This is a genomic window from Gemmobacter lutimaris (genome assembly GCF_003570715.1).
GTDB classification, from domain to species: Bacteria; Pseudomonadota; Alphaproteobacteria; order Rhodobacterales; family Rhodobacteraceae; genus Gemmobacter; species Gemmobacter lutimaris.
The window spans coordinates 52,014-72,457 of record NZ_QXXQ01000016.1 but is presented as its reverse complement, the minus strand read 5'-3'; the positions used below and the strand labels follow the sequence as shown (position 1 = coordinate 72,457).

At 61.5% G+C, this 20,444-nt stretch carries 24 protein-coding genes; 9 read left to right on the top strand and 15 right to left on the bottom strand.

Features of this window, described 5'->3' with window-relative positions:
• Positions 1-3: 3 nt before the first annotated feature.
• A complete protein-coding gene (locus D2N39_RS19430; RefSeq protein ID WP_119136438.1) occupies positions 4-597 on the bottom strand; it encodes an SCO family protein in 594 nt (197 codons plus the stop codon).
• Between the two features lie 90 nt (positions 598-687).
• Positions 688-2,013, bottom strand: coding sequence for an Nramp family divalent metal transporter (locus D2N39_RS19425; protein WP_119136437.1), 1,326 nt, complete (start codon positions 2,011-2,013; stop codon positions 688-690).
• Positions 2,014-2,133: 120 nt separating this feature from the next.
• Between D2N39_RS19425 and mntR the strand changes: the two genes are divergently transcribed.
• On the top strand, positions 2,134-2,592 hold the full coding sequence (gene mntR / locus D2N39_RS19420; protein WP_119136436.1) for a manganese-binding transcriptional regulator MntR: 459 nt from the start codon (positions 2,134-2,136) through the stop codon (positions 2,590-2,592).
• 24 nt (positions 2,593-2,616) lie between these two features.
• On the opposite strand, the gene D2N39_RS19415 is transcribed toward mntR, so the two are convergent.
• The 5 genes from D2N39_RS19415 to D2N39_RS19395 are packed head-to-tail and all read right to left on the bottom strand — an operon-like array spanning position 2,617 to position 7,119.
• Positions 2,617-3,276, bottom strand: coding sequence for a DsbA family protein (locus D2N39_RS19415; RefSeq protein ID WP_119136435.1), 660 nt, complete (start codon positions 3,274-3,276; stop codon positions 2,617-2,619).
• Positions 3,273-3,710 carry a disulfide bond formation protein B gene (locus D2N39_RS19410; protein WP_119136434.1) on the bottom strand — a complete coding sequence of 146 codons (438 nt, stop codon included), beginning with the start codon at positions 3,708-3,710 and terminating at the stop codon, positions 3,273-3,275. Before D2N39_RS19410 ends, D2N39_RS19415 begins: the two co-directional genes overlap by 4 nt.
• Positions 3,697-4,182, bottom strand: a complete 486-nt coding sequence (gene lspA / locus D2N39_RS19405) for a signal peptidase II (RefSeq protein WP_119136433.1) — start codon at positions 4,180-4,182, stop codon at positions 3,697-3,699. The genes D2N39_RS19410 and lspA (D2N39_RS19405) overlap by 14 nt, the downstream gene beginning before the upstream one ends.
• On the bottom strand, positions 4,179-4,802 hold the full coding sequence (locus D2N39_RS19400; RefSeq protein ID WP_158589889.1) for a methyltransferase family protein: 624 nt from the start codon (positions 4,800-4,802) through the stop codon (positions 4,179-4,181). Before D2N39_RS19400 ends, lspA (D2N39_RS19405) begins: the two co-directional genes overlap by 4 nt.
• A gap of 4 nt (positions 4,803-4,806) precedes the next feature.
• The gene (locus D2N39_RS19395; protein ID WP_119136431.1) at positions 4,807-7,119 is read right to left on the bottom strand and encodes a heavy metal translocating P-type ATPase; all 2,313 of its coding nucleotides are present in this window, start codon (positions 7,117-7,119) and stop codon (positions 4,807-4,809) included.
• 92 nt (positions 7,120-7,211) lie between these two features.
• On the opposite strand from D2N39_RS19395, the gene D2N39_RS19390 reads away from it, so the two are divergent.
• Both D2N39_RS19390 and D2N39_RS19385 read left to right on the top strand, forming a co-directional pair.
• Positions 7,212-7,658, top strand: coding sequence for a MerR family transcriptional regulator (locus tag D2N39_RS19390; protein ID WP_119136430.1), 447 nt, complete (start codon positions 7,212-7,214; stop codon positions 7,656-7,658).
• Complete coding sequence (locus D2N39_RS19385; protein WP_119136429.1) at positions 7,655-7,990, top strand: YnfA family protein; 336 nt, start codon at positions 7,655-7,657, stop codon at positions 7,988-7,990. The genes D2N39_RS19390 and D2N39_RS19385 overlap by 4 nt, the downstream gene beginning before the upstream one ends.
• Positions 7,991-8,010: 20 nt before the next feature.
• On the opposite strand, the gene D2N39_RS19380 is transcribed toward D2N39_RS19385, so the two are convergent.
• The 3 genes from D2N39_RS19380 to D2N39_RS22995 form a co-directional block, all read right to left on the bottom strand.
• A complete protein-coding gene (locus D2N39_RS19380; RefSeq protein WP_119136428.1) occupies positions 8,011-9,324 on the bottom strand; it encodes an MFS transporter in 1,314 nt (437 codons plus the stop codon).
• Between the two features lies 1 nt (position 9,325).
• Positions 9,326-9,583: a metal-sensing transcriptional repressor gene (locus D2N39_RS19375; protein ID WP_119136427.1), complete on the bottom strand. Its 258-nt coding sequence runs from the start codon at positions 9,581-9,583 to the stop codon at positions 9,326-9,328.
• Positions 9,584-9,719: 136 nt separating this feature from the next.
• Positions 9,720-9,863 (bottom strand): hypothetical protein, encoded by a 144-nt coding sequence (locus D2N39_RS22995; protein WP_158589888.1) that lies wholly within the window; start codon positions 9,861-9,863, stop codon positions 9,720-9,722.
• 199 nt (positions 9,864-10,062) lie between these two features.
• On the opposite strand from D2N39_RS22995, the gene D2N39_RS19365 reads away from it, so the two are divergent.
• The 3 genes from D2N39_RS19365 (at position 10,063) to D2N39_RS19355 (ending at position 13,328) form a co-directional block, all read left to right on the top strand.
• Positions 10,063-10,815 (top strand): HupE/UreJ family protein, encoded by a 753-nt coding sequence (locus tag D2N39_RS19365; protein WP_233557294.1) that lies wholly within the window; start codon positions 10,063-10,065, stop codon positions 10,813-10,815.
• On the top strand, positions 10,725-12,086 hold the full coding sequence (locus D2N39_RS19360) for an ISKra4 family transposase (protein ID WP_119136425.1): 1,362 nt from the start codon (positions 10,725-10,727) through the stop codon (positions 12,084-12,086). The genes D2N39_RS19365 and D2N39_RS19360 overlap by 91 nt, the downstream gene beginning before the upstream one ends.
• A gap of 318 nt (positions 12,087-12,404) precedes the next feature.
• Positions 12,405-13,328: an Abi family protein gene (locus D2N39_RS19355; protein WP_119136461.1), complete on the top strand. Its 924-nt coding sequence runs from the start codon at positions 12,405-12,407 to the stop codon at positions 13,326-13,328.
• Between the two features lie 73 nt (positions 13,329-13,401).
• Here D2N39_RS19355 and D2N39_RS19350 read toward each other — a convergent pair whose 3' ends face one another.
• Entirely contained in the window at positions 13,402-14,583 is a 1,182-nt protein-coding gene (locus tag D2N39_RS19350) for a GIY-YIG nuclease family protein (RefSeq protein WP_119136424.1), read from the bottom strand.
• Positions 14,576-15,052 (bottom strand): pseudomurein-binding repeat-containing protein, encoded by a 477-nt coding sequence (locus tag D2N39_RS19345; RefSeq protein WP_199725315.1) that lies wholly within the window; start codon positions 15,050-15,052, stop codon positions 14,576-14,578. Before D2N39_RS19345 ends, D2N39_RS19350 begins: the two co-directional genes overlap by 8 nt.
• Between D2N39_RS19345 and D2N39_RS19340 the strand changes: the two genes are divergently transcribed.
• Entirely contained in the window at positions 15,045-15,386 is a 342-nt protein-coding gene (locus tag D2N39_RS19340) for a MerR family DNA-binding protein (protein ID WP_407645604.1), read from the top strand. The two genes, D2N39_RS19345 and D2N39_RS19340, sit on opposite strands and share 8 nt — an antisense overlap.
• A gap of 61 nt (positions 15,387-15,447) precedes the next feature.
• On the opposite strand, the gene D2N39_RS19335 is transcribed toward D2N39_RS19340, so the two are convergent.
• Positions 15,448-15,834: a MerR family transcriptional regulator gene (locus D2N39_RS19335; RefSeq protein WP_119136422.1), complete on the bottom strand. Its 387-nt coding sequence runs from the start codon at positions 15,832-15,834 to the stop codon at positions 15,448-15,450.
• Positions 15,835-15,903: 69 nt separating this feature from the next.
• Between D2N39_RS19335 and D2N39_RS19330 the strand changes: the two genes are divergently transcribed.
• Both D2N39_RS19330 and lspA (D2N39_RS19325) read left to right on the top strand, forming a co-directional pair.
• Positions 15,904-16,773 carry a cation transporter gene (locus tag D2N39_RS19330; RefSeq protein ID WP_233557292.1) on the top strand — a complete coding sequence of 290 codons (870 nt, stop codon included), beginning with the start codon at positions 15,904-15,906 and terminating at the stop codon, positions 16,771-16,773.
• Positions 16,770-17,264, top strand: a complete 495-nt coding sequence (gene lspA, locus D2N39_RS19325; protein WP_108130633.1) for a signal peptidase II — start codon at positions 16,770-16,772, stop codon at positions 17,262-17,264. Before D2N39_RS19330 ends, lspA (D2N39_RS19325) begins: the two co-directional genes overlap by 4 nt.
• A 335-nt stretch (positions 17,265-17,599) precedes the next feature.
• Here the strand turns inward: lspA (D2N39_RS19325) and D2N39_RS19320 are convergent, their stop codons facing one another.
• Both D2N39_RS19320 and D2N39_RS19315 read right to left on the bottom strand, forming a co-directional pair.
• Complete coding sequence (locus tag D2N39_RS19320; protein WP_017469024.1) at positions 17,600-18,850, bottom strand: IS256 family transposase; 1,251 nt, start codon at positions 18,848-18,850, stop codon at positions 17,600-17,602.
• A gap of 279 nt (positions 18,851-19,129) precedes the next feature.
• Positions 19,130-20,155 carry an IS110 family RNA-guided transposase gene (locus D2N39_RS19315; RefSeq protein WP_119136421.1) on the bottom strand — a complete coding sequence of 342 codons (1,026 nt, stop codon included), beginning with the start codon at positions 20,153-20,155 and terminating at the stop codon, positions 19,130-19,132.
• Between the last annotated feature and the right edge of the window lie 289 nt (positions 20,156-20,444).

The window sequence follows — 20,444 nt, the reverse complement described above, 5'->3', positions numbered from 1 at the left end:
GTCTCACAATCTGGGTTGCAGGTCGGCAAGAATGTCGGCGGCGGGCGTGCCGTAGGTGAATTGGCGCAGCCAATCCCCGTCCGGCCCGATCAGGTAGAGCGCAGGGCTGTGGGACATCATATAGCCATCCGGCGCTGCGGCATCGTCCTGGCGTTCGAAAAATATCTTGAAGCTCTCTGCCGCCGCGCGAGTCTGCTCTGTGTCCCCGGCAAGCGCCAGGATCGTTGGGTGGAAGGCTGCGGTAAACGCGGCCAGACCAAGCCTGCGGTCCCGCTCCGGATCGACGGAAATGAACAGCGGCTGGACGTTTTCGGCCTCCTCGCCAAGATCATCCATGACTTGAGCGACTTCAGCCAGCGTCGTTGGGCAGACATCGGGGCAGTTGGTGAACCCAAAGAACACCAACAGATGCTTGCCCGCGAAATCTGCCGGGGTACGCAGCCGCCCCTCTGCATCTGGCAGCGAAAAGGTCGGCCGAAAGGCCGCTTCCGCCACGGAGACCGGCGCACGGTCCGAGAAAACCATTAACGCCCCATAGGCAAGTGCGGCGACGCCCGCCGCCGCCCAGAGGATTTTCTGCAGTCTTGTCAAACGCATCCGCCGCCCACTCCGCAATTCTCGGTGTCTAAACCCTCCAGTAGCTTGAGCTACAAGCCGGAAATCACACCTTCACCGAAGGGTGAACTGTCAGCCCAGAAGAACGGTCGACAGCAGGTTCACGTTCAGCACGATGATCAAGGCCGCAATCAGCCAACAGAGGCCGGTCAGCCAGCGGGGTGCTACGAGTTCGCCCATCTTGGCGCGACTGGCGGTGAACATCACCAAGGGAACGATGGCGAAGGGAAGCTGGAACGACAGCACGACCTGGCTGAGGATCAAGAGCTGCCCGACGCCTTCGCTGCCGTAGATCAGGATCACGAAGATGGCCGGCACAATGGCAAGGCACCGCGTGATCAAGCGCCGTGCCCAGGGGGCGATGCGCAGGTTGATGAACCCTTCCATGACAATCTGCCCTGCCATGGTTGCGGTGACAGTGGAATTGAGGCCCGCGCAGAGCAACGCCACGCCAAACAAGATCGGTGCCAGGGACGACCCCAGCAGTGGTTCGAGAAGGAGATGCGCCTTGTCGATCTCGGCCACATCATTCTGACCAACTGTATAGAACGTGGCGGCTGCCAGGATCAGGATCGAGGCGTTGATCGTCAGCGCGAACATCAGCGCGATGGTGCTGTCCCATGTCGCCAGCCGCAGCGCCTCGCGCTTGGCGGGCAGATCGAGACCGAAGGCGCGGGTCTGCACGATGCCCGAGTGCAGGTAAAGGTTGTGGGGCATGACGGTCGCGCCGATGATCCCGAGCGCCAGAAACAGCATGGTCGGATTGTTGAAAATCTCGCGACTTGGGGCAAACCCGGCGATGACCTCACCCCAGACCGGGTCGGCCTGGGCGATCAGCACGACAAAACAGGCAGCAATCAGCGCCATGAGCGAGATGATCAACGCCTCAATCCAGCGGAAGCCCTTGTTCTGCAACCACAGGATCAGGAAGACGTCAGCGGCGGTGATGAAGATGCCGATTTCCAGCGGGATGCCGAACAGAAGGTTAAGGCCGATGGCGGTGCCGATCACTTCGGCCAAGTCTGTGGCGATGATGGCGCCTTCAGCCAGCAGCCAAAGCGGCACCGACATCCATTTCGGGAAAGCATCGCGGCAGGCCTGCGCCAGATCACGCCCCGAGGCGACTGCCAGCCTGGCGCACAGCGATTGCAGCAGGATCGCCATGATGTTCGACAAGAGCGCCACGAACAAGAGCGTGTAGCCGAACGCTGCCCCGCCTGCGAGTGACGTGGCCCAGTTGCCGGGATCCATGTAGCCTACGGCAACGAGGTATCCGGGGCCGATGAATGCAAGAAACCGACGAAACCGGCTGGTGCCACCATTGCCGACCGCGATGCTGCGGAAGACCTCGGACAGCGACGGCGTCTCACGCTCCCGACGCCAGGCGTTTGCGGGCATAGGACTTGTCTTTCTATAGTCGGAGATAGCGCGCCAAAGTCTTGGCGCATAAAGTTAGACAATGCTAACAATCAGAGGTGCGACTTTACTTGTCAATCCTCCATGTGCGACACTAAGCTTATGACACAGCGTGATCTTGCAACTCCGACACCGTCCGCGAACGATGGCCGCCCCGCAGACCTGCGCGCCGAGGCGTTTCAGGGCGTCCGGGATGCGCGCAGCCGCGAACTGGCCGAGGACTATGTCGAACTGATCGCAGAACTGATCCACGACCATGGTGAAGCCCGCCCGGTGGAGATCGCCGCGCGCCTTGGCGTGAGACCGCCCACTGTGACAAAAGCATTGGACCGTCTGGCCCGCGAGGGCCTGATCACCCGCGCAAAGTATCGCTCGGTCTTTCTGACGGATGAGGGCCGCGCTCTCGCCCGGGAATGCCGCCGTCGGCATGAGATCGTGCTGCGTTTCCTGCTCAGTCTCGGACTGGACGCCGAGACGGCCGAGCGCGACGCCGAGGGCATCGAACATCACGTCAGCGAACGGACGCTCGCTCTCTTTGCCGCCTACGCCAGCAAGTCCTGATCGCGCAGCTCCTGAACGCCCCCGTCAGGCATTCTCAACCGCGAACCGGACGTCGGCTATCAGGCTTTCGGCGCTGAAATTCTCCAGTCGCTTGCCATTCAAGAAAAACGTGGGTGTCTGTCGAATGCCAAGAGCTTCGACGTCCGCCATGTCCTGATTGAGGGTGCCGGTAATCCCCGGGAACAGCTTGTCGGTTTCGGCACGTTCCACATCGAGACCTGCATTGGCGGCAATTTCCCATGCGACGTCCATTTCCGGCGATCCGTGGACGGCCCAGCCGGGTTGTTCCTCAAAGAGCGCGTCGAGCACCGGTTCGAATTTATTCTGCATCCGCGCGGCCTCGAGGATGCGTGCCGCTTCGTCTGAGCCCTCGTGGAAGAGAGTATAGCGAAACACGATTCTGACCTGATCCGGAAACATGCGTCGGATTTCTTCGACGACCGGATGGTAAGCGCGGCAGGCCTCGCAGGAGGGGTCGAAGAATTCGACCAGGGTGACCGGCGCATCTTCCGGGCCAAAGCTGGGAGAGTGGGGGCGGACAAGGAGAGCCGGGTCCACGGCCGGGGTCGCGGCGGCGACCGCTTCGGCTTCGGCCTGACGCTCGCGGTTCAGGAAAAAGGCTCCGCCCCCGAAGGCGGCAAGCCCGAGGGCTGAGGCCCCGATCAACAAAGTGCGGCGGTTCATGCACGGCTTCCTTTCGGCAGGATGAGACAGACGAGGATCGCGGCAAAGGCTGCCAGCGACAGGTAGGGGATGGGGATGCCCAGAATGATCTGTGCAGGACCCGAGCAGGACGGGCCGTCCTGTGTGCAAGGGGCAACCGCTTCCGGGATCAGTCCGATGGTGAGCCCGGAATGCCAGCCTGCCAGGGCCAAGCCTGCAACTACGAGCGGCAGGGCATAAAGACGCGCCGTGCCGTCTCCGCGCCACAGCGCTATGCCAAGGATCGGCACCAGTGGGAACATCGCGATGCGCTGATACCAGCATAGGGTGCAAGGCATCTGCCCCAGCACCTCGCCGATGAAGAGTCCTGCAAGCGTTGCTGTGAGCGCAGTCAGGAATGCCGACGCAAGCAGAAGGTCGTCACGCGACAATTGCGAAGATTCAGCGTTGGTCATGAGCAGTCTCCTTGCGCCGGCAGGCGGGAACGGAGGCTGCGATTATGCATGCCGCACCAACCGTGATGGCGATATCCGCGACGTTGAACGTCGGCCAGTGCCAGTCGCGCCAATAGAGGTCAAGGAAGTCGGTCACCGCGCCTTGCCTCAGCCGGTCAACGATGTTGCCGAGTGCCCCGCCCGTGACGAAAGCAAATCCTGCGCGTTCGAGTGGCGCGCGAGTGCGGAATGCCATGGCGGCAAAGATCCGGGTCAAGGCTCCGGTCAGGGCGGCCATCAGCAAGGGCCTTCCTGCCATGACACCGGACAGCATGCCGAAGCTCGATCCTTCGTTGAACCCAAGCCCCAGATTGACGCCAGGAACAATGGCAACTGGCTCGCCGACTGTCAGATGTACCAAGGCTGCGGCCTTAGTCAGTTGATCGGCCAGTATGGTTGCCGCGATCAGGACGAGCGTAAGTCGCGCGCTCATGGCAATTCCCGGCGATTGAAGCCCATCCAGCGCGGAACCGACGCTGTATAGCGGTCATAGTCTGGCCCGAGGGACGCGCGCAGCGCAGCCTCTTCGGACCGGATCTGTGTGCTGGCGGACCAAAGAAACAGGATTGGCGCCAGGACGGTCGGGACGGAAGGCACTGTGAGGGCAACTCCGGTAAGCAAGGCAGCCTGTCCGACAAATGTCGGGTTGCGGCTGAACCGGTAGAGCCCGCCCGAGACGAGATCGCCGGTCTCGCCGCCCACCACACCGACGCGCCAAGAGGAGCCCATCGACATTTGCGCCGCAAAAGCCACCATCGCGCCAAGACCCGCGATGAAGATGCCGATCAGGCCCAGTGCTATGGCATTTCCTTCCGTCCAGAGCGGATCGACCTTGTGCAGCACAGGCACGGCCAGCCAGAGAAGCGGCCCGAAGAAGGCGAGTGCAAAGGCCGCGCGGAACCCGATGGAGGCAAGCTGGTCACGCCCTTTGGCCCGCGCAAACAGCCAGACGGACCGACCTGCGGCTTGGGCCGCAACCGCGCTACCCCAGAAGAACAGCGCCAGATAGCCAAACAGAAGGGCCAGCGCGGCCCAGCCAAAACCAGAGATCATCGGATCAGCCCTCGCGTTCCGGGTTGAACCGCAGCAGGCGCAGCGCATTCAGCGTGACCAGCACCGTCGCCCCTGTATCGGCCAGAATGGCGATCCAGAGGCCGGTCATACCAAACACCGTCGTCACCAAAAACACCGCCTTCAGCCCAAGCGCGATGGTCACGTTCTGGCGGATGTTGGCCATGGTGGCACGGCTCAGCCGGATCAGCCCAGGCACGTCCGTCACCTTGTCGCGCAGGATCGCGGCATCGGCCGTTTCCAGCGCCACATCGGTGCCCGACCCCATCGCCACGCCAACGCTTGCCTGTTTCAGGGCGGGTGCATCGTTGATGCCGTCACCGATCATCATCACGCCGCCGCCCTCGGCCATCGTCTTGATGAAGTTCAGCTTGTCCTCGGGCATCATGTCAGCGCGGAACTCCATGCCCATGCCGCCCGCGATGGCCGCCGCCGTGCGTTCGTTGTCGCCGGTCAGGATCACTGACCCCACGCCAAGCGCCTTCAACTGCTGCACCGCCTTCACCGCATCGGCGCGTGGCTCGTCGCGCATGGCGATGATCCCAAGGCCGCGACGCTCGCGGTAGATCACCACAGCCGTCTTGCCCTCTTCCTCCAACTGTGTTGTCCGCCGCAGGCCAAGCCCGTCCAGTGCACCCGCATCGGTGGCATGGCGGGGTGAGGCAACCCACGCCTTCGCGTCGCCGACGACGGCCTCGACGCCTTTGCCGATGATCGCCTTCGCTTCGCGCGACGGCAGGGCGGTGATGCCCGCCTCCTTGGCGCGGTTCAGTATGGCGATGGCCAGCGGGTGGCTTGAGCCGTTCTCGACCCCGGCAGCGACCGCCAGCAGTTCGGCCTCGGTCACGCCGTCGAAGGCGATGACGTCGGTGACCACGGGGCGGCCATGGGTCAGCGTGCCGGTCTTGTCGAAGGCCACTTTCGTCACCTTCGCGGTAGCCTCGATGACGGCACCCCCCTTCATCAACAGCCCGCGCCGAGCCCCTGCCGACAAGGATGAAGCGATGGAAGCGGGAACCGAGATGACCAGCGCGCAAGGGCAGCCGATCAGCAGCAGGGCCAGACCGCGATAGATCCAGGTGTCCCACGCCTGACCAAAGGCCAGCGGCGGCACCAGCACTACCAGCAGGGACACGCCGACGATGGCGGGCATGTAGATGCGGCTGAACTTGTCGATGAACCGCTCGGTCGGCGCACGCGAAGTTTCGGCCTCTTCCACCAGCTTGATGATCCGCGCGATCGTGTTGTCCTCGGCGGCCTTGGTGACCTGCACGCGCAAGGCGGCCTCGGTATTGATCGAGCCTGCAAAGACCGCATCGCCCGGCCCCTTGGTCACGGGCATGCTTTCGCCAGTCACCGGGCTGTCATCGACGCCCGACGTGCCCTCGACGATCTCCCCATCGGCCGGAACCCGGTCGCCGGGGCGCACCAGCACCCTCTGGCCGATGCGCAGCGTGTCGGCGGCCACCTCACGCGTTGCGCCGTTCTCCTCGACCAGCGCGGTCTTGGGGATCAGGTTTGCCAGCGCCCGTATGCCGTCGCGCGCCTTGTTGGCTGCCACGCCTTCCAGCACCTCGCCGACTGCGAACAGGAACACGACCAGCGCCGCCTCCTCCGCCGCCCCGATGAACAGCGCACCGACGGCGGCAATGGTCATCAGCATTTCAATAGTGAAAGGCATTCCGGCTTGCAGCGCCGAAAACGCCCGCCGCGCCACCGGTGCCACACCGATCAGGCAGGCCGCGATGAACGCCCAGTTTGCGATGTCTTCGGACGCCAGCAGTTTGACCGCCCAAGCGGCACACAGCAGCAGGCCGGTACCGATGACCAGGCGGCCTTTGCCGGTTTCATACCAGCGCTTGCCCCGGTCGGCAGGGTCGTTGTGGATGTGGCCGGGCGCGCCATGACCATCCTCGCTGTCGACAGGGGCGGGGGTGACGTTTGCCATCGTGTCGGACGAAGCGACGTGGTCGTGACCGACATGGTCCGCGTGATCAGGTCCAGCGTGGCCATCGTTTTTCCCGGCGTCCAGCGCACCGGGCATGACGAACGCCTTGGCCTTTTTGGCCTTGGTGGCCCCGATGCCAAAGCCCAGCTTCGTCACCGCCGCCTCGATCTTGTCGCGCGGCGTGGTGCCAGGCTCCAGCTTCAGCGTCAGCTTTTCCGCCATGACCGCTACGGTGACGTCGCTGACCCCCGGAAGCCGCTCCACAGCCGTCCGGATCTTCACGGCACAGGAGGCGCAATCCATCCCGGTGACGACCCACTCCTGCGATTCGGCCTCTGATTTCTGTGCCATTTCAGACCTTTCCCACCGGAGCCTTGGCGCCGGTTGCAACTGTTCAGGCTCCTCTGTAATCTCTCTAGTAACTAGAGGTGCAAGGACAAAACATGCTCACCATCGGAAAACTGAGCGATGCCGCCGGGGTCAAAGTGCCGACCATCCGCTACTACGAAGAGATTGGCCTTCTGCCCGAGGCCGAGCGCAGCGCAGGCAATCAGCGGCTTTATGGCCAAAAGGCACAAGAGCGGCTGACCTTCATCCGCCACGCCCGCGAACTCGGTTTCCCGCTCGATGCGATCCGCGACCTGCTCAGCCTTTCGGATCGGCCAGACCAGTCTTGTGCTGCGGCAGATGCCATCGCCTCGGCGCAGCTTGCAGCGGTCGAAGCGCGCATTGCGCGGCTCGTGGCGCTCAAAGCGGAGCTGGAGCGGATGCTGGTTCAGTGCGCGGGGGGCGTGATTGCCGATTGCCGTGTGATCGAGGTCTTGGGTGATCATGCAAAGTGCCACGCGGACCATGCCCACGCCGGACACCTGATCGAGGTCGCCGGATGAGTTCCGCCCCGACCGTGGCGCTTTATGCCCTTGCCGCACTGGCCGAGATCGCCGGGTGCTTTGCGGTCTGGGCCTGGATGCGGCTTGGGGCCTCAGCGCTGTGGCTTGTGCCGGGTCTTGCCTCGCTTGCTGCCTTTGCCTGGTTACTGACATTGGCCCCGTCCGATGCTGCCGGGCGGGCCTATGCGGCCTATGGCGGCGTCTATATCGCCGCGTCGCTGATCTGGCTTTGGGCAGTCGAGGGCCAGCGCCCGGATGGCTGGGATGTCACCGGGGCTGCGGTATGTCTGATCGGGGCAGCGATCATCCTGTTTGCGCCGCGCGCCGCCTGAGGTCTTGGGCGCGAGTCCAGTCAGGCCGTCCGGCGAGGCCAATGCGGGTGCAACGGGTCGATCATGACGGGATGTCGGTGTGTTCCGTCATGACCCTCCCGCAGGTGCGGATGATCGGGCGCAAGGTCGGCGTGGTCATGCTCCAGTTCCGCCGGGTCATGGGCGGGCCAAAGCCGCAAAACGGCAACCATTGCAACGATGCCGACAGCCGCCAGCCCAAGTGCTGCCTGCGCCAAACCAAACGCCGACCCAAGCCAGCCTGCCAACGGGTAGGTGATCAGCCAGCAGGCATGCGACAGCGCGAACTGCGCGGCAAAGACGGCGGGGCGATCCTCAGGGCGGGCGGAACGGTTCAGGATGCGCCCGATGGGGGTTTGGGTCAGGGAAAAGCCAAAGCCGATCACCGCCCATAACGCCATCAGGGCGACCAGCCCCGGTATCAGCGGTGTCACCGCCACGCCCGCCACCATCAGCCCAGCCCCGCCCAGCATCACCGGGCGGTCCGCCAGACGGTCCAGCAGACTCGGCAGCAGGAAGGCCGCCACCATCGACCCCGCGCCAAAGGCGGCAAAGGCCAGCGCCACCTGCGATCCGCCGAGACCAAACCGGGCCTGCACCAGAACAACCGTGTTCACGTAGATCATTGCGCCTGCCGCCGCGACCGCCAGTTCCATGACCATCAGCCCCCGCAGGCGCGGCGTGGCCAGATAGATGCGGATGCCCTTGGTGGTGCTGGCCCAGAACTGCCCCGCCTCTGCAGGTGCGCGCATCGGCAAGGCAACCGTGACTACCAGCAGCGCGGACAGCACAAATCCCGCGACTGTGCCCCCGAACAGCACCGGAAAGCTGACCACCGTCAGCAGGGCAGCGGCCAGAATTGGCGAAAGCAACTGCTCCAGATCCTCGGTCAATCGCATCAGGGACAGAGCGTTGGTATAGTCGCGCTCGTCTGGCAGCACGTCGGGGATGGTGGCCTGAAACGCCGGAGTGAACCCGGCCGAAGCCGCTTGCAGCATAAAGATCAGGACGTAGACCTGCCAGACCTCGGTGACAAACGGCAGGAACAGCACGACGCCTGCACGGATCAGGTCCAGAGCCACCAGAAACGCCCGGCGCGGCAGCCGTTCGGCCAATGCGGCGGCGACAGGGGCCAGAGTGACATAGGCAATCATCTTGATCGCCAGCGCCGTGCCGAGCACCAGCCCGGCATCCGCCCCAGCGAGTTGCCAGGCCAGAAGGCCAAGCGCCACAGTGGCAAGTCCCGTGCCGACCAGCGCCACAAGCTGTGCTGCGAACAGGTGTCGGAAAGTGCGGTTGCGCAGCGTGTTCAGCATCTTACAGCAGCTTGGTCAGGGCTTTGATCTCGGCCAGATCGTGATCGCCCCCGGCCGTGACGCAGTGGTCAATGTGGTCGTGGATCAATGCCCGCTTCGCCTCGGCCACCGCGCGTTCAACGGCGTGCAGCTGGGTGGCCAGATCGACGCAAGGCCGCCCCTCCTCGATCATGCCGATGACGCGGCGCAGATGCCCCTCGGCGCGCTTCAGCCGGGTGGCGATGGCGGTGTGACTTGCATGGACATGAGGTTCTGACATATATCGAGCCTATCCCCCCTAGGGGGATGAGGCAAGCAAGGAACAGGGGAGTGCATCCCCGAAGGATAAGGCAATGAAAAGGCGCTTGGCAGGATGGGGCAGGCTTTGGACGCTATTTGCGGCCATTGTAATGGCGCTATCCCTTGCCGCAGCGCCCGCCATCGAGGCCGTAAAGCATGGCCCCGGCGCAATGGTGGCCGAGGCCGATCACCGCGCCTATCATTCCGAGCACGGCCATTCCCATGACATGCCAAGCGGCCACCACGATTCTGGCGATCATGATCATGTCAGCGCGGCCGTTCTTGCCCCGCCAGGCGCCGCGTTCCATGCCCCACCGACGCGCGCCCTTCGACCGGAAGGCATGGTCGCAGATGGTACGATCCGGGAGGGCCCGCGACGGCCGCCGCGCCTGATGATCATCTGAGCCGCCGCCTGCGTCAGCGGGCGGTCCGACCGATTCATCAATCAGGATCTACGATATGACACCCAATTCCCGGGCGCTTCTGCGTCCCCCTGTGCCGTGGCCAGCCCTTGCTGCGCTCTGCACCCTTCTTGCCTCCCTGCTTCTGGCAGGCGCGGCCCTTGCCCATAACGTCACCGAAGGCGACGCAGGCTATGTGCAAGAGGTGACGGGCTTTCGCCCCATCGCCTTCATCTACCTCGGCGCCAAGCATATGGTGACGGGTTACGATCACCTCCTGTTCCTCGCGGGGGTGGTGTTCTTTCTTTACCGCTCGAAGGACATCGCTACCTACGTCAGCATCTTTGCCATCGGCCATTCGGTCACGATGATCGCGGGAGTCTGGTGGTCCATTTCGATCAACGCCTACATCATCGATGCGATCATCGCGTTTTCGGTGGTTTACAAGACGCTCGACAACCTCGGCGCGTTCCGGCTGTGGTTCGGGGTGCAGCCGGATACCAAGGCCGCGACTCTGATCTTCGGACTGCTGCATGGCTTTGGTCTGGCGACCAAAATCCAGAGCTATGAAATCTCGCCCGATGGCCTTCTGGGTAACCTCATTGCGTTCAACGTCGGTGTCGAGCTTGGCCAGTTGTCGCGTGGGAGTGGACAGAACATGGGGGTCGTCGTCGGTGATCTGGCCTGTGCTAAGGTAAGCTCTTTGTATGGGGGGCTGCCATGGACGTACGGATTACGATCGAAACTACCTTCGACAACGGGGAGAAGCGCACTCATCAGCTTGAAGGCATTTCTCGACCCTACCGGGTGACCTGTCCAGATGGGATCGGGCTGTGCCTCGAGGATGGGAAGAGGATCGTCGAACAGATCCAAAGGGTAATCCTTTACGACCAGGTCGATGAGATCATTCGAGAAAGCCGCGCATGCCCGGATTGCGCCTCGGTTCGTGCCATTCATGACTACCGCACGCGCGTTCTCGACACGCTCTTTGGGCGGGTTCGGGTCAAAGCCGCGCGCTTGCGCCGATGTTCTTGTGATGCCAGGTCAGCAGCGATGCCCGGCGGAGCTATTTCTCCGCTGGCCTGTTTCTTTCCAGACCGGGCTACCCCGGAGTTGCAGCGGCTACATGCGGACCTTGGTTCCCGGCATACCTTTCGCGAAGCGGCGCGGCTGATGAAAAGCTTCCTCCCCTGCCATCCGCCCCATCACACCACGGTGCGTGACCGGTTGGGAAGAGTAGCCACTGGGCTCGAGAAAAGTCGAAGGGCATCAGGCGATCCCGTTGAAGCCCCGCCCAAAGGTGGTTTGACGGTTTTTCTGGACGGTGCGCATATCCGCTGTCGACCGGAGTATCAGCAGCGACACCTGGATCTTGTGGTCGGCAAGATTGAAAGTCGCAATATGTGCCGACGATTTGGCTTGGTCGCCAATGCGACGGCATCGCCAAGCAGCCGCATGCGAGAAGAGCTGTCCGACTATGGATGGAAGCCAGGCCGTCTGTTGACGGTAATCTCTGATGGCGAGCTTGCTCTCCCGAACCTCATACGGAATGCCGTGGGTGGCGACGGTCAGGTGAAACATATCCTCGACTGGTGGCACATCTCGATGCGCATTCAACATATCGAGGCCGCCGTTCAGGGTCTGGTCCAGACACCGGGGTTCACTGGAGTTCCAGTGCTGTTCCAGCGCCCCGCGAAAAGCCTCCGTTGGCGGCTTTGGCATGGCAGAGCACGGGTGGCGGAAACATATCTGAAGGCGCTGATGCATGATTGCGTCGGCCTCGGGGAAGAACCTCTGGCTGTCCGCACCGCTGCCGCTCGTGTGCAGGCCCGCTGCGAGACACTGTACACCTATCTCGCGAACAACATGGAATCCCTCGTCGATTATGGCCGACGGTACCGTAACGGGCTGCCCATCTCGTCATCTCGTGCCGAAGGATCAGTCGAAGACATTGCCAATGCCCGTATGGGAAAGCGCAGAAGGATGCGGTGGTCGCCCAAAGGGGCTCACCGAGTAGCCGTCACAAGGGCCGCTGTTCTCGATGGTCGGCTGACCGTCGCAAACAGAAAACGCGCCGCATGACCACCATGTTCTGTCCACTCCCCTGCCCGAGACCGTGGTTGGGGAAACCCCTTCGATCCGTTAAGCGAGCGGCCTTGCGTGGGGGAACCGGCGGTTCCCTAGACGGGCGCGACTTGGCGCAGCTCAAGCATGCAGGGACTTTTGCTGTCAGTCACAATCCCCCTGCCACGTGATCGTGCAGGAACCCTCGGGTACACATGCGTTGACATTCAGCCGGACCGAACATATAGTTCTATCAACAACACCCCCCAGGCGACCGGTCGAGAGGCCGAGCTCAATACAGGGGGGTTACTTGTTTTTAGGGGTCTGCTCAGTACTTTGAAGTTCACGAAGACGCCTTCAAGCATCGAGCAACAACTACAGCTCCTCATCCAGCGTGGCATGGATGTCGGCGACCATGACACTGCAAAGAAGTGGCTTGAGACAGTTGGATACTATAGGCTGAGCGCCTACTGGCTCCCCTTCGAAAAACCTCCCGAAAACGGCAACGCGCGCAGCAAGGTCTTCGAAAACGGCGCAACCCTCAGTGCGGTAACCGATCTGTATGTCTTCGACCGAAGGCTGCGCGTTCTGGTACTGGAGGCAATCGAACGTGTTGAAGTGCATGTGAGATCGCGCTGGACCTATCATATGGCACATGCCCACGGTGCCCATGCTCATTTGGATCACCGCCTGTTCTCTGGCTTTTTGAACCATGCAGAACAGCTCGTCCGTCTCGCTCGGACCGTGGATAAATCCGAAGAAACCTTCATTTTGTACTACAAAGGCAAGTACACGGACCCCTATTCCCCGCCCCTGTGGTCGGCAACCGAACTGATGACGCTTGGCGAACTCTCGAAGTGGTTCCAGGCGACAAAAGACAATAAAATCAAATCACAGGTGGGACGTGATCTGGGCTTGCCAACCAAAGAGATCGTAGAGGGCACTCTACAGGTGTTGGCGTTGACCAGAAACATCTGCGCACATCACGGACGGCTTTGGAACCGCAGGACGGTCAAACGACTGCCCAAGATAAAGCGCTTCAAAGATGACTTGGTGCTGGTGACCGAAGGCAAGCAAGAAGAGAACGACAATCGGCTCTATAACATATTGGTCGTTCTGCTTCACATGATGGACAAGCAAGCGACGGACAGCACTTGGCGAGATCGGCTGCGGAGTCTGATCGAAGCACAATCTGATTCCGACCGATCGAAAATGGGTTTCCCAACCGACTGGCGTACACGACCGGTCTGGAACCCATAAACGGCCACAACCCAAACGCCTGCCCCAAAAGGGCGAACGTCAAATTTCTTCCAGAGTTACAGCAACCCACTCTTCAGCTGGAGACGAGGCTGGCCTTCTCCGGGTCATAGCGAAACTTGGTAATCGTGCCGTCCTTGATCTTCTGAACCGCCTCGTCAATGACGAACAGCGGCACCAGAAACCACTCTCTGGGCGTCACGGGACGACCGAACCGATCCGGAATTTCGATGTCGAGCTGTGCAGTCCCGAAAATCCGGTGGATCAGGTTTTCAAGCCGAGTCTGGTTGATGTTGTAGAGCTCATAGGTCGCCACGACCTCGACCGGCGCCATCAGGAAGGTCGGTTGAAGATGCGCGCCGGCAATCCTCTTCTCGACACCCAATGTGGTCACGCCAATCTTGTGCACGAGGTCCCTGTTCTCAGACACCATTGGATGATCCGACTTGCTGCGCAGGACATAGATCGTGCCGGTGGTGCTATCGCCCTCTTCGGGTGCGTCCGCGAACAACGGCCCCGCGACGGACTCGGTGATCCTCCGACCGGACTCGTCCTTGTTCAAAGCCCGCTGAAGCGAACGCATCAGCATTCTGCTTTCCGTACCGTTGTCGAAAATCACGCGCAGACGGGCATCCGTCCGACCTTGATCGGTAAGGGTCTCCTCGCCCATCTCCGCGACATAGGCCTTTTGCCCCTCAACGATGAAGAAACGGCCCTTCTGGATCTCGGCCTTCAGCTCGAAGGGGCGGGTTTCACGCTGCCCGGCATCCAGTTCACGCTGTACCTTCTCGAACAGCGGTTGGAACGTCTCGAAATCCTCACACCGCTGACGGTTCGCGATGTCCTCCGCCTCCTTGCGTTCGGCGTTAGAACGGACATGCTTCAGCTCGGTGATAGGGGAGGCTTCGACCTCGACGCCAAGCGCGGCAAGCAACGCATCGTCATCCAGATCATCGGCAACTGGCGTCACCTCTACTCCGGACAGCAGGCCCCCAGCATCGAGGTCGGCAAGAAGGTCAGCGGCTTCCGGCAACTCCCGCAGCCGTTGAAGGCGCACGGCATAAAGCCGTTCGAAAATATCGCCTGCCTCGGAATGCCGAGGCAGCCGTCCATGCTCGGCGACGAATTTCTGGATGTCCTCGAAGCCCGCGATAATCCGTTCTTCGCGGGGCGTCCGCGTGACCTGCTTCTTCTTCTCGACTTCGATGCCCAGCTCGGACAGCAGGGCATCGTCATCTTCGGTGAACATGTTAGCCATTCATCGCCTCCTGCTTCATGCGCGTGAGGAAGGCCACGCCTTCGGCCATGCGTTTCTCCCAGGCATCTGTGGAGGTCAATGACGGCAGCCGCCCGCGCTCCTGTTTGAACTTCACAGCACGCTTGGCGAGGTCTCGGGCTTCCTCCGGGGACAGCTTGATCTTCTTGGCCTCGATCACCGCGGCCACCTCTTTCAGGCTCTCCTCGCTCATGGTCTTGGCGAGGATCGCATAGGCTTCGCTGAACGGGTTAATCCGGTCAATCAGGTCGATATCCAGCTCCTTGACGCTCATGGCGAACTGGCGAACGCCATCGACAAAGGCGGTGTTGGACGGAGCATCGGTGCCATCCCCCAACAGCGTCTTCTTGGCCTGCTGCGTGAAATTCATCGCGGCAATGGCGTGCTGGCGCACGGCCTCCTGATCGGCCTCGTCCAGCTCGGGGTACTTGTCGCGAACGATCTTGCCCATCTTCTCTGATGCCAGGATTTCTCCCGCTCGACAGGGGCGGCTTGCGCGTGACCATGATCGTGCTGCGCCGGAGCAGGAGCGGCTCGCCTTTATCCACCACTCCCGTGAACTCGGCTTTCCGCTGGACGACATCCGGGAACTGCTCAGTCTTTCGGACCAGCCCGACATGACTTGCGCTGCTGCTGATGTCATCGCCACGCGCCAGCTTGTCGCGGTCGAGGACCGTATTACGCGCCGTCAGGCCCTGCAGCAGGAACTGGAACGCATGCTGACGCAATGCGCCCAGGGCACAGTCTCGGACTGCAAGGTCATCGAGGTCCTGAGCAACCACTAGAACTGCCTGCATGCACATCACGGAGAAGTCTGAGAGGTGTATGCTTGATTGACTATCATTCTCAGGTAGCTAGAGCCTCGATTACCCGGCATTCAGATACCTTGCCTCGTTTGCATTCTCTAACCATGCGGGCCAGTTCATCCTGTAGAAGAAGTAGACGGGCAATACGGCTTTCGACTGCCTCAAGCTGCTCTTGGGCAATACGGCTCGCATCCTCACATGATGCTTCCGGCCTCTCTTGCAAGGCCAGCAGGATGCGGATGCTTGGCAGATCAAAGCCAAGCTCGCGCGCATGGCGGATGAAGCCCAAGCGTTCAGCATCGACGGGGCTGTAGGTGCGTCGTCCGTTCAGCTGGCGGGCAGGCTTGGGCAAAACCCCAATGCGCTCATAATAGCGGATCGTCTCGATGTTCACGCCCGCCTGCCGGGATAAATCTCCGATCTGCATCTTTTTGCCTTGCTCCTGTAGTCGCTACAGGTTGTAGCAGGGCAAGGCTAGAGTTTCGAGGACCAACGAATGGCCGCTGCAACCGACACAATCCGCTATCACGTCACGGGCATGGACTGCGCGTCCTGCGCCGCCAAGATCGAGGGCGCGGCCCGCAAGGTTGAAGGGGTGGGCGATGTGAAGGTGTCGATTGCCTCGCAGATCATGACGCTCAATGTCGATGATCCACAGGCACGGCTTCCTGTTGTTGAGCAAGTGGTAACAAGCCTGGGTTATCAGCTTGACCGCATTGGCCAGCCCAAGGTGGACGGGGTGGAGGCTGATGAGGATGACGACAAGATCCCTGACCTGTCGCACGTTACCTCCGCCTACAAGCGCGCACTCTGGATCGTCGTCCTGCTTAATGTCGGCTATGGCGTGATCGAGATTATCGGCAGCTTTCTGTCGGGTTCGCAGGCCCTACAGGCGGATGCGCTCGATTTTGTAGGCGACGGCCTGATTTCCTTCCTCGGCCTTATCGCAGTGGGATGGGGTCTCGCAGCTCGCGCCAAGGCGGCGCTGCTGCAAGGTGTGTTCCTGGGCCTCCTCGGGCTTGGCGTGATTGGCTCGACGCTCTACCGCGTCTTTGTCGAGCATCAGCCGGAAACCTTCCTCATGGGCAGCTTCGCGGTCGTGGCCTTCATCGTCAATGTGGCTGCCGCCCTGGTGCTGCTGCCGCACCGCAAAGGGGATGCCAATATGCGCGCTGTCTGGCTGTTCTCGCGCAACGATGCGATTGGCAATCTTGCTGTGGTCGTCGCGGCCGTCCTCGTCTGGGCGCTCGGCTCGCCCTGGCCTGATCTTCTGGTGGCGTTCGCCGTGGCGGGCCTGTTCCTGCAATCGGCGTGGTCGATCATCCGAGATGCGCGTTCCGACCTCAAACAGGCGGGCCGTGCATGAAAATGGCTTGGCCTATACTCATCATCGCCTTTGGAGCTGCGCTCGATCTTGCAGCAAAGCTATGGGCGCGCGCCTCCCTCGAACCCTATGGCGCAGCAACCGAATTTCTGCCCTTTGTCGCGCTGCGTCTGACCTTCAATCATGGGGTTTCGTTCAGCCTGCTTTCATTCGAGGGTGAGATTGCACGGCTCACGCTGCTGCTTGCTACGGCCGCATTAACAGCAAGTTTCGCGCTCTGGGCTTTTAGATCGCAAGGCTTGGAACGTATCGCCGCCTCTTCCATCGTGGCAGGGGCGCTCGCCAATGTCATTGACCGTGCGGTGTATGGAACAGTGACCGACTATCTCGATCTGCACTTCGGGGCATGGCACCCTTTTGTGTTCAACCTTGCAGATGTATGGATCACGGCCGGGGCTATCTTGCTGGTCTTCTGCCAATTCAGCCGGAAGCAAAGCAACGTTGCCGTGAGGAACTCATCTAAAACCACGTAATCGTGGCCTTAATGCTCTCGCCGTGCGACCCGCTCCAACTCCCATTCGTGCGCTTATGCGGGACGTCGGCTAGCAAGATGTTCCATCATATGCAGTCTACCAGTGCTGCGGAATAGACTCATGCTCCTCAGGGGAACGTAGACAAGCGTCTGAGCTTTGGTCCGGGCCGCGAATATCATCAGCAGTAGCAATGCAAGAGGGGTGATCACAGCGCTTGCTCCATGTGTCGCCGTTCGCTCAGACTGATCAGGATTCCCATCAATTTGAGTTAGCCTTGCTGAAAGGCGTGTGTCATGCCGCGGCGCGAGATATGCTCGAAAGTTGGTGACGCTTGATCAGGCGGCAGCTTGAATGTGGCGGACGCCGTCGCGGAACTCAACCCCGCTGATGACCTCTGGCAGGCGGTTCCGGCCGTCGAGCCTCCGCCATTTCTTCTGCGCCGACATCATCAGCCGGAAGGCCATGGCGAGCCCGGTCTTTCGGCTCAGGCAGCCCTTGGTTCGCCGGGTGCGGTGCCGGACGGTGGCGAAGGTGCTCTCGATCGGATTTGACGTCCGGATATGTTTCCAGTGCTCGGCCGGATAGTCGTAGAGGGTCAGCAGCGCGTCCCGGTCCTTGACCAGCTTGGCCACCGCCTTGTCCCATTTCACGCCGTAGGTTTCGACGAAGAAGTTGAAGGCGACGTTGGCTTCGGCCTTTGTCCCGGCCTGCCAGATGTCGTGCAGGTGTCCTTTGGCCCTGGCCTGCGCCGATTTCGGCAGCGCGTTCAGCACGTTCATGGTCTTGTGCAGCCAGCACCGCTGCTCCTGCGTCGTGGGGAAGACTTCGCGCAGGGCCGTCCAGAAGCCGAGGGCACCGTCGCCGATCGCGAGCTTGGGATCCTGCGTGAGGCCGCGCCGCTTGAGATCGAGCAGCACCTCGCGCCAGCTCTGGGTGCTCTCGCGGAAGCCGTCGGTCATGGCCAGCAGTTCCTTCCGGCCGTATTCATCCGCCCCGACGATGACCAGAACGCATTGCTTTTCCTCGGCCATGCGCGGCTTGAAGTAGACACCGTCGGCCCAGATGTAGAGGAACCGCCGGGTTCCGAGGTCGCGCTTCTCCCAAGCCTCGTATTCGGACCACCAGTTGGCTTTCAGGCGGGTGACGGTCTTGGCCGACAGGCCCTTGGCGTCCGGCCCCAGAAGGGCGGCCAGCGCCTCGCCGAAATCGCCGGTGGAGACCCCCTTGAGGTAGAGCCAGGGCAGCAGTTCCTCGACCGATTTGGCCTTGCGCAGGTAGCGCGGCAGGATGCTGGGCGTGAAGGAGATCCTCTCCGCTCCCGGCTTGCGATCCCGCACCCGCGGCACCTTCACGGCGACCGGACCGATCCCGGTCAGGATTTCGCGCTCCGGCAAATGTCCGTGCCGCACCAGCCTGGCCCGGCCGTCATCGAGCCTTTCCTCAGCGAACGCGGCGAGGAGCGTTGCCAGCTCGGCCTCAACCGCTTGTTCGATAAGCTTGCGCGCACCCTCCCGGATGAGGTCCGTCAGCGGATCCGGCGAAAACCCCGATGGATCGGGCAGCGTGCTGATGGTAGTCTCCGACATGTGGCATGTATGGATGCCGCCTTTGGTGCAAGGGGTATTTTGAACCTCTTTGGGTGCGATCGGGTGCGGTCATGTATTAGGCCTTGTCGTTGCGGCACTGTTCATGGCCGCGGGCCGATATGGTGATGCGCGTACCGGGTCCAAATCATATCCGAGGGCTTGGACGCCCAATGCCACATAGATGGTTTTCCCGGTCCGGATCTGGCCGATCAGTTTCCCATAAAAGCTTCGGTGACCTCCTCACACATCGACCGAGGCAGAGATTGGCGCGTCTCGCTGTTACGCGACCGCCTCGGGGTTCTTGTAATCCTCGTTCTTCGTCAGCATCGCCCAGATCGCACGGGCCATTCTATTTGCCAGGGTGACCGCCGCCACGAGTTTTGGTTTCCGAGCCAGAAGCCGTTCAAGCCACGAGCCCTTCTTGATGCCAAAACGGGTCGCTGCTGAAATAACCGACATGGCGCCTCTGATGAGATGGCTGCGAATGTCTACCTGCCCCATCTCCGAGACCTTCCCCAAGCGGCTTTTCCCGCCTGTGGAATTCTGTCTGGGCACCAGTCCCAGCCAAGCCGAGAAATCCCGCCCGCGGGAAAAACATCCCGGATCCGGCGCGAATGTTTCGACTGCCATTGCGGTTTGCAGTCCAACCCCGGGGACAGTCTGCAAGCGCTTCACCACCGCGGATTTCTTGGCCATTTCCCGCATCTCACCCGTCATCTCTGCGATCTGCGCTGTCAGCTGCGCGATATGGTCGACATAGACATGCGCCAATTCGCGGACTTTGCATGGCATGGACACCGTTTCGTCTTCAATCATCGCAGACAGTTTCTTCAGGCCACACATATTGGTCGCGGCAATCACACCGTGTTCCGCCAGATGCGAACGCAAGGCGTTGATCGTTTGGGTGCGTTGGCCAATGAACATCTGCCGCGTCCGATAGGCCATCGCGCTGATCTGCTGATCCTCGGGTTTGGGCTCGACAAACCTCATGGTCGGACGTGAGCCCGCCTCGGCAATGGCTTCCGCGTCTGCCATATCATTTTTCTGGCGTTTGACATATGGCTTCACATATTGCGGTGGGATCAAGCGTGGACTGTGGCCGAGGCGTTCAATCTCCCGCGCCCAACCGTGGGCGGTCGCACAGGCTTCCATGGCGACGATGCATTTGGGTTGCTCCGAGAGAAACGGCAGAACCTGGCTTCGAGAAAGCTTTTTGCGAAACACGACGGCACCGGCTTCGGAGGCACCATGCGCGTGGAAAACGTTCTTTGCCAGATCAAGGCCGATGATGGTTGCTGTAGTCATGTGGGTGCCTCATTCCTTTGCCACGCTGCCATCAGCATGACGATATGTTGCGATGACGCCGGGCGGCGGCATCCACACCATCATATCCCTTTCTCGGCTGAGAATTGACGGCGTCTGAACACCGCCATGATATGCCGCCCCTCAGGGCATCACCAACTTTCGCGCGTTACTCCTCACTCCCGAAGCGGGAGTTCTGCAACAACGCCGATCTTGCCCGCGATCAGCAAGACCACGGCAAGATTGAAGGAATGGAAGGGATGAACCGTAAAGAAGGTCACGCGGCGGCGCC

Bases quoted from the DNA above. Each gene is read 5' to 3' on its own strand.
- D2N39_RS19320 (WP_017469024.1), bottom strand. From the start codon at position 18,850: ATGTCGGAGACTACCATCAGCACGCTGCCCGATCCATCGGGGTTTTCG.
- D2N39_RS19335 (WP_119136422.1), bottom strand. From the start codon at position 15,834: ATGCAGATCGGAGATTTATCCCGGCAGGCGGGCGTGAACATCGAGACG.
- D2N39_RS19360 (WP_119136425.1), top strand. From the start codon at position 10,725: ATGGACGTACGGATTACGATCGAAACTACCTTCGACAACGGGGAGAAG.
- D2N39_RS19345 (WP_199725315.1), bottom strand. From the start codon at position 15,052: ATGGGCAAGATCGTTCGCGACAAGTACCCCGAGCTGGACGAGGCCGAT.
- lspA (WP_119136433.1), bottom strand. From the start codon at position 4,182: ATGAGCGCGCGACTTACGCTCGTCCTGATCGCGGCAACCATACTGGCC.
- D2N39_RS19315 (WP_119136421.1), bottom strand. From the start codon at position 20,155: ATGACTACAGCAACCATCATCGGCCTTGATCTGGCAAAGAACGTTTTC.
- D2N39_RS19385 (WP_119136429.1), top strand. From the start codon at position 7,655: ATGAGTTCCGCCCCGACCGTGGCGCTTTATGCCCTTGCCGCACTGGCC.
- D2N39_RS22995 (WP_158589888.1), bottom strand. From the start codon at position 9,863: ATGATCGCCAGAATCGTGGTGGCCGCTTGGCATGTCATGGGAATGGCC.
- D2N39_RS19330 (WP_233557292.1), top strand. From the start codon at position 15,904: ATGGCCGCTGCAACCGACACAATCCGCTATCACGTCACGGGCATGGAC.
- D2N39_RS19375 (WP_119136427.1), bottom strand. From the start codon at position 9,583: ATGTCAGAACCTCATGTCCATGCAAGTCACACCGCCATCGCCACCCGG.
- mntR (WP_119136436.1), top strand. From the start codon at position 2,134: ATGACACAGCGTGATCTTGCAACTCCGACACCGTCCGCGAACGATGGC.
- D2N39_RS19380 (WP_119136428.1), bottom strand. From the start codon at position 9,324: ATGCTGAACACGCTGCGCAACCGCACTTTCCGACACCTGTTCGCAGCA.
- D2N39_RS19395 (WP_119136431.1), bottom strand. From the start codon at position 7,119: ATGGCACAGAAATCAGAGGCCGAATCGCAGGAGTGGGTCGTCACCGGG.
- D2N39_RS19415 (WP_119136435.1), bottom strand. From the start codon at position 3,276: ATGAACCGCCGCACTTTGTTGATCGGGGCCTCAGCCCTCGGGCTTGCC.
- D2N39_RS19365 (WP_233557294.1), top strand. From the start codon at position 10,063: ATGACACCCAATTCCCGGGCGCTTCTGCGTCCCCCTGTGCCGTGGCCA.
- D2N39_RS19350 (WP_119136424.1), bottom strand. From the start codon at position 14,583: ATGGCTAACATGTTCACCGAAGATGACGATGCCCTGCTGTCCGAGCTG.
- D2N39_RS19400 (WP_158589889.1), bottom strand. From the start codon at position 4,802: ATGATCTCTGGTTTTGGCTGGGCCGCGCTGGCCCTTCTGTTTGGCTAT.
- D2N39_RS19430 (WP_119136438.1), bottom strand. From the start codon at position 597: ATGCGTTTGACAAGACTGCAGAAAATCCTCTGGGCGGCGGCGGGCGTC.
- D2N39_RS19425 (WP_119136437.1), bottom strand. From the start codon at position 2,013: ATGCCCGCAAACGCCTGGCGTCGGGAGCGTGAGACGCCGTCGCTGTCC.
- D2N39_RS19410 (WP_119136434.1), bottom strand. From the start codon at position 3,710: ATGACCAACGCTGAATCTTCGCAATTGTCGCGTGACGACCTTCTGCTT.
- D2N39_RS19390 (WP_119136430.1), top strand. From the start codon at position 7,212: ATGCTCACCATCGGAAAACTGAGCGATGCCGCCGGGGTCAAAGTGCCG.
- lspA (WP_108130633.1), top strand. From the start codon at position 16,770: ATGAAAATGGCTTGGCCTATACTCATCATCGCCTTTGGAGCTGCGCTC.